The organism is Psychrobacter proteolyticus, assembly GCF_038155145.1.
In the GTDB taxonomy this organism is placed as follows: Bacteria; Pseudomonadota; Gammaproteobacteria; order Pseudomonadales; family Moraxellaceae; genus Psychrobacter; species Psychrobacter proteolyticus_B.
Map to the genome: position 1 here is coordinate 1 of NZ_JBAKAY010000285.1, position 206 is coordinate 206.

The 206-nt window shown below is 42.7% G+C and carries 1 pseudogene; it reads left to right on the forward strand.

What is annotated here, in order from left to right:
* Positions 1 to 206, forward strand: a pseudogene (locus tag V6252_RS13840) (universal stress protein); the annotation flags it as partial.

Below are 206 nucleotides of genomic sequence, written 5' to 3' on the forward strand. Positions count from 1 at the left end.
CGAACAGATCACATCCAAAGAGCATCTAAGCAACTGTGAGCTAAAGGCACATGGGAGAGTGCTATTGTCTCAAGCAACTTCGTATTGTGAACAGCAAAGCCATAAGCTAAAGACATATACACTACATCGTCATGAGATCCTCAACCAAAGCATTGATTACGGCGATGACCAAGCACAATTGATCGTTATAGGGCATCATGTCACTT